The 5,353-nt window shown below is 66.4% G+C and carries 6 protein-coding genes; 2 read left to right on the top strand and 4 right to left on the bottom strand.

The genetic code is table 11. The features are described 5' to 3' along the window. Positions 1-39 precede the first annotated feature (39 nt). Positions 40-2,148, bottom strand: coding sequence for a 3-hydroxyacyl-CoA dehydrogenase NAD-binding domain-containing protein (locus VHB27_RS05370; RefSeq protein ID WP_325597954.1), 2,109 nt, complete (start codon positions 2,146-2,148; stop codon positions 40-42). A 139-nt stretch (positions 2,149-2,287) separates the two neighbouring features. Here VHB27_RS05370 and VHB27_RS05365 point away from each other — a divergent pair, with 139 nt between their 5' ends. Together VHB27_RS05365 and VHB27_RS05360 are read left to right on the top strand one after the other, a co-directional pair. Beyond that, complete coding sequence (locus VHB27_RS05365) at positions 2,288-3,154, top strand: divergent polysaccharide deacetylase family protein (protein WP_325597952.1); 867 nt, start codon at positions 2,288-2,290, stop codon at positions 3,152-3,154. Between the two features lie 10 nt (positions 3,155-3,164). Further along, entirely contained in the window at positions 3,165-3,653 is a 489-nt protein-coding gene (locus tag VHB27_RS05360) for an RNA pyrophosphohydrolase (RefSeq protein ID WP_325597950.1), read from the top strand. Here VHB27_RS05360 and VHB27_RS05355 read toward each other — a convergent pair. From VHB27_RS05355 to VHB27_RS05345, 3 genes are all read right to left on the bottom strand, one after another. Beyond that, a complete protein-coding gene (locus VHB27_RS05355) occupies positions 3,650-4,084 on the bottom strand; it encodes a type II toxin-antitoxin system PemK/MazF family toxin (protein ID WP_325597948.1) in 435 nt (144 codons plus the stop codon). The genes VHB27_RS05360 and VHB27_RS05355 overlap by 4 nt on opposite strands. A gap of 12 nt (positions 4,085-4,096) precedes the next feature. Continuing rightward, positions 4,097-4,366, bottom strand: coding sequence for a type II toxin-antitoxin system prevent-host-death family antitoxin (locus tag VHB27_RS05350; protein ID WP_325597946.1), 270 nt, complete (start codon positions 4,364-4,366; stop codon positions 4,097-4,099). A gap of 68 nt (positions 4,367-4,434) precedes the next feature. Next, positions 4,435-5,353: LLM class flavin-dependent oxidoreductase (locus tag VHB27_RS05345; RefSeq protein WP_325597944.1), on the bottom strand; the 919-nt coding region annotated here is incomplete at its 5' end.

Here is a 5,353-nt window from a genome sequence, read left to right as displayed (position 1 = left end):
CCACCCATGACGGGAGGGGACGAAGCCGGCTCGATTTGCTCAGACGAACGGCGCCGGCTTCGCCTCCCGGAACGACGTCCCGCTCTCCGCCAGGTCGCGCAGCAGCTTCGACGGGGCCCAGCGGTCGCCGTATTGCTGGTGCCAGGCGGCGATCTGGTTATAGACCTCCCGCACGCCGATGCCGTCGGCCCAGAAGAACAGGCCGCCGCGGTAGCGCGGGAAGCCGAACCCGTGCAGCCACATCACGTCGACGTCGCTGGTGCGGTAGGCCTTGCCTTCCTCCAGGATCTTGCAGGCCTCGTTCACCGAACTGAACAGCAGGCGACGCAGGATTTCCTGGTCGGTGAAGGTCTTCTGCGGCACGCCCATCTCGGCGGCGATCCGCTTGATGATGGCGGCGACCTCGGGGTCCGGGTGCGGCGTGCGGTCGCCTTTTTCATAGCGGTACCATCCGGCGCCGGTCTTCTGGCCCAGCCGCCCCATCTCCACCAGCGTGTCGGCGATCGGCAGCTTGCGGTAGTTGGGATTGGCGGCTGCGCGGCGCTTGCGGCCCTCGGCGCTGATGTCCAGGCCCGCCAGGTCGCCGACGGCAAACGGCCCCATCGGATAGCCGAAATCCACCATCACCTTGTCGACCTGCTCCGGCAGGCAGCCTTCCTCCAGCAGGATCACCATCTCGCTGTTGAATGGTGCACGCGACCGGTTGGCGACGAAGCCATCCGTGTTGCCCGCGATCGCCGAGACCTTGCCGATCTTCCGCCCCAGCGCCATCGCAGTCGCCACCGTCTCGAACGACGCACGCGGCGGCCGCACCACCTCCAGCAGCTTCATCACGTTGGCGGGCGAAAAGAAATGGGTTCCCGCCACCCGCTCCGGCCGTTTCGTCACCCCGGCCAATTCGTCCAGGTCCAGCGCCGAACTGTTGGAATACAGGAAGGCTTGGGGGCCGAGGACCTCGTCGAGCTTCTCGAACACCGGCTTCTTGACGTCCATCCGTTCGAACACCGCTTCGACGACAAGGTCGCAATCGCGCAGGTCCTCATAGCCGCCGACGGGATGGATGCGCGCCAGCCGCTTCTCCATCTCCTCCTGCTTCAGGCTGCCGCGCTTGACCGAGGTGGCGTAGTTGTTGCGGATTTTCTCCATGCCGCGATCCAGGGCGTCCCGGGTCGCGTCCATGATCTTCACGTCGTAGCCGAAATCGGCGAAGGCCATGGCGATGCCGCCGCCCATCGTGCCGGCGCCGATCACCGCCGGGATGTGGAAGTCGTGTGGCTCCACGCCGACGGGAAGGTCGGGGATCTTCGCCACTTCCCGCTCCGCGAAGAAGGCGTACCGCAGGGCCTTCGCCTCGTCGCTGTTCTCCAGCTCCGCGAACAGGGCGGCTTCCTTGGCGATGCCCTCGTCGAACGGCAGCGTGACCGAGGCCTCGACGGCCGCGATGCAGTGATAGGGCGCAAGCTGATTGCGGGCCTTGCGGGCGATGGATTTGCGCATCGCCTCGAAGACGCCCGGATCAGCGGTCGCCGATTTGTCGCGCACGCGCGGCAGCGGACGGACAGCGGCGATCTTGCGGGCGTAGGCCACGGCCGAGGAACGCAAGTCGGCACCTTGCGGCAGGACTTCGTCGAGGATGCCGAACGTCAGGGCCTCGGGGGCGGGGACGTGGCGGCCGGAGGTGATCATGTCCAGCGCCACCTGGACCCCTGCCAGCCTGGGCAGGCGCTGCGTGCCGCCGCCGCCCGGCAGGATGCCGATCTGGACCTCCGGCAGGCCGACTTTCGCCGAGGGGACGGCGATCCGGTAATGGCAGGCCATCGCGTTCTCCAGCCCGCCGCCCAGGGCATAGCCGTGGATCGCGGCGACCACCGGCTTGGGACTGGCGTCGAGCACGTCGTAGGTGCGGCTTCCGATCGGCGGACGCTTGCGGCCGGTGCCGAAGCCCCGGATATCCGCGCCGGCGATGAAGCTGCGACCGTCGCCCATCAGCACCATCGCCTTAACGCCGGGATCGCCGTTCGCCCTGTTCAGGCATTCGATGATGCCGTCCGATACGCCGGGACCCAAGGCATTGACCGGGGGGTAGTTGACGATGATCAGGGCGATGTCGCCGTCCTTTTCCAGGCGGACAACTGGGGCGTCGGTCATGGCTTGGCTTCCTCCGGTTCTCCGCCGGACCATAGGCGGCGCTCGGTCCGTCGTCCAACGCCGGGGGATGGGGCAGCGCGGGCCATCGTTTAGGCGAGTTATCGTTGCGTATTTCTACTTATAGTAGTATGTCAGAGGCATGCTGAGTGGCTTGGCGCAATTCCAGGTTTCCCGCCTGACGGGCTTTCTCCGCGGCTGGAGAGGGCTCGGCCGCTTCTGGACGATCACCGGCGGCCTGTTCGCGGCGCTGCTGGCATCGCTGCAGCTCGCCGGACCGCCCCCGGCGGCCATCGGCGCAGCCCCTGCCCCCTTGATCGCCCACCGGTCGAAGCCGACCGGACCGGTCCGGCCGCGCGTCGCGCTACTGGTGGGCGGCATCGGCCTCAGCCTGGCCGACAGCGTCGCCGCGATCGACCACCTGCCCCCGGCGGTCAGTTTCGCCGTGATGCCGGGGTCCGGGAACCTCGATCGCGTGCTGCCGATGATCCGGCGGCGTGGGCACGAATATCTGCTTTCGATCCCGATGGAGCCGCGCCGCTTTCCACTGGACGATCCGGACAGTGCGACGGCACTGATGACGACGCTGGCCGACGGGGAGAACGCCGCGCGCCTGCGGACGATCCTGGGCAGCGTCTCGGGCTATGTGGGCGTGACCAATGTGCTGGGACCGTTGAAGGGCGAGAGCCTGATGAGCGCCCCCGACCTGTTCGGCGCGGTGCAGAAGGAAATCGCCGGACGGGGCCTGTTTTTTCTGGAAGCCGGCACCCAGCCCCTGGCAGCGAAGGGGCGGCAGGCGGATGCGGTCCTGGATGACGATCCGGTGAATAGTGCGACGCTTGATGCACGCCTGGACGCACTGACGCATATCGCGCTGGACAAAGGCGCCGCCGTGGGAATTATCACCCTGCCGCGCCCGGTGACGCTGGAGCGGGCAGCGGCCTGGAGCCGAGGCCTGGACGCCAAGGGCGTCGACCTGGTTCCGGTCGGCACGCTGGCGTCGTTCTAAAGGAGTCGGTTTGAGCGATCTGCCCTATCGGCGCAACGTTGGCGCCGTCCTGTTCAATGCCCACGGCCGCGTGCTGGTGGCGCACCGCATCGGCATGCCGATGAAGGACGGCCCGGATGGCGGTTGGCAACTGCCGCAGGGCGGGATCGACACAGGCGAGGACCCGCGGGACGCCGTGCTGCGGGAACTGGCCGAGGAAATCGGCACCGCGAATGCCGAAATCATCGGCGAGCATGTGGATTGGCTGACCTATGAGCTGCCGTCGCACCTCCTGGGTGTCGCCTGGGGCGGACGGTATCGCGGACAGAGCCAGAAATGGTTCGCGCTGCGGTTCCTGGGGGACGACCACGATGTGCGGCTGGATGCCGACGATCACCCGGAATTCGACGCTTGGCGCTGGGTGGAGTTGGCAGCGCTGCCCGCGCTGGCGGTCGGGTTCAAGCGGCCGGTGTACGAGGTGCTGGCGGCGTCGTTCCGGCGGTTTGCGGCGTCTTCTTAATCTCGAGCTGTTCGCCTACTCCGTCCGCGACTCCAGACCTCCCTCAACGTCGCCATGATCTGATTGAAAAGTCGTGGCGGAAGGAACCCATAGGCGAACTGGTCCCTAGAACCCGGCAGCGGCCGGAGATCAAAGCCCGGCCAAGCGAATTCGTTGATTTCGTCCAATATGACCCACGATCGTTCGGGATCCAGGCCGAGATGACGCTTCACGGCTGCCGGCAGTTCCACGGCCAAGGAAAGATCGGCCGGCTTGCTGTGGGTTACAGGAACAACACTGACAAGGGTGATGTCTGCATCCGTTGAGGCCGCTGCCAAAACGATCACGCACGGCCGGTTCTTCCGCCCCTCCTCGTTTCCTGCTCGGTATTCATGATGCCATAGATACGTATATGGAATGACGAGACCAAGCTGCGGTTCTGGGATCGCCATCGGCGGATCGGGCTACTCTCCGTCCAGCAAGGCATCGAGGTGCTCGTGTTCGGCCCCCATCCGGCCGGCTGTCATCCGATCGATCTCGTCCCCGGTCATATCGGCGACAGAACGGCTGCGGCCACCGAATGCCTTGAGGCGCTGCAGCTCCTCATATTCGACGACCGAGATAAAATAGCCGGTGGGACGACCATGGCTGGTCACGGCAACCGGTTCCCGCTGTGCGATCTCTCGATACTGGCCGAAATTGCGGGCGAATTCCGTGGCTGGAACTTCGCGCATTGGCGCCCTCATTCAAAGTACGGAATTTACGCTAATTGCGTATTTGTTTCAAGCTCGCGCTCCTGCCTCTACAGCACCGCTTCCGCCACCACCCGCATCGCCTCCACGCTGGCGCCCTTCAGCACCATGGTGCCGACATGCCTGTCCTTCGCCACGGCCTTCCAAGCCTGGAGCCGGTCGCGAATCCGCTCCGCCGGGCCGACGAGGGAGATGGCGTCGATCAGCGCGTCCGGCACCGCGGCCGCGGCCTCGGTCTTCTTGCCGTCCAGGTACAGGTCCTGGATCGTCTTCGCCTCGGCCTCGAAGCCCATCTTGGAGACCATGTCGTTGTAGAAGTTCTTCGACCTCGCACCCATGCCGCCGATATACAGCGCCAACTCCGGCCTGACCGCGTCCCGGCACGCCGCCACGTCCGGGCCCATCTTCGCTCGGACATAAGGCGCGGTGTCGAAACCTTCCATCGTCTTGCCGACCTTGCGGCGCCCCTCCAGCGTCGGGCCAGTCACCACCTGGGGTGCGTCAGGTGAGAAGAAGATCGGCAGGTTGCCGTCCGCCGCCTCGCCCGCCACGCGCAGGCCCGCGGGGGTGATGGAAGCGGTGAAGAACGGCACGTCCGGATTGCCATGCGCGATCGAGCGCAGCGGGCGGCCCAAGCCGGTGGCGTCCGGTCCGGCATAGGGGATCGTGTATTGGTCGCCGTGGAATTCCAGCGGCTTTTCACGCTTCAGGATCTCCCGGATGATGGCGATGTATTCCTTCACCCGCTGCAGCGGCTTGCCATAGGGGACGCCGTGCCAGCCCTCGATCACCTGCGGACCGGACGGACCGACGCCGCACAGGAAGCGGTTGCCCGACAATGCCTGCAGCGACAGCACGGTCGTTGCCGCGCAGGCGGGCGTGCGGGCGGGCACCTGCATGATGCCGGTGCCCGCCTTGATCTTCGTCGTCCGCGCCAGAATCCAGGCGACCGGGGTGACGGCGTCGGTG

The sequence above is a fragment of the Rhodopila sp. genome (assembly GCF_035548235.1).
Classification (GTDB): Bacteria; Pseudomonadota; Alphaproteobacteria; order Acetobacterales; family Acetobacteraceae; genus Rhodopila.
This window is presented reverse-complemented; position numbering and strand designations above follow the sequence as displayed.

Coding starts and splice junctions, on each gene's coding strand:
- VHB27_RS05365 (WP_325597952.1), top strand. CDS start 2,288: ATGCTGAGTGGCTTGGCGCAATTCCAGGTTTCCCGCCTGACGGGCTTT.
- VHB27_RS05355 (WP_325597948.1), bottom strand. CDS start 4,084: ATGGCGATCCCAGAACCGCAGCTTGGTCTCGTCATTCCATATACGTAT.
- VHB27_RS05370 (WP_325597954.1), bottom strand. CDS start 2,148: ATGACCGACGCCCCAGTTGTCCGCCTGGAAAAGGACGGCGACATCGCC.
- VHB27_RS05350 (WP_325597946.1), bottom strand. CDS start 4,366: ATGCGCGAAGTTCCAGCCACGGAATTCGCCCGCAATTTCGGCCAGTAT.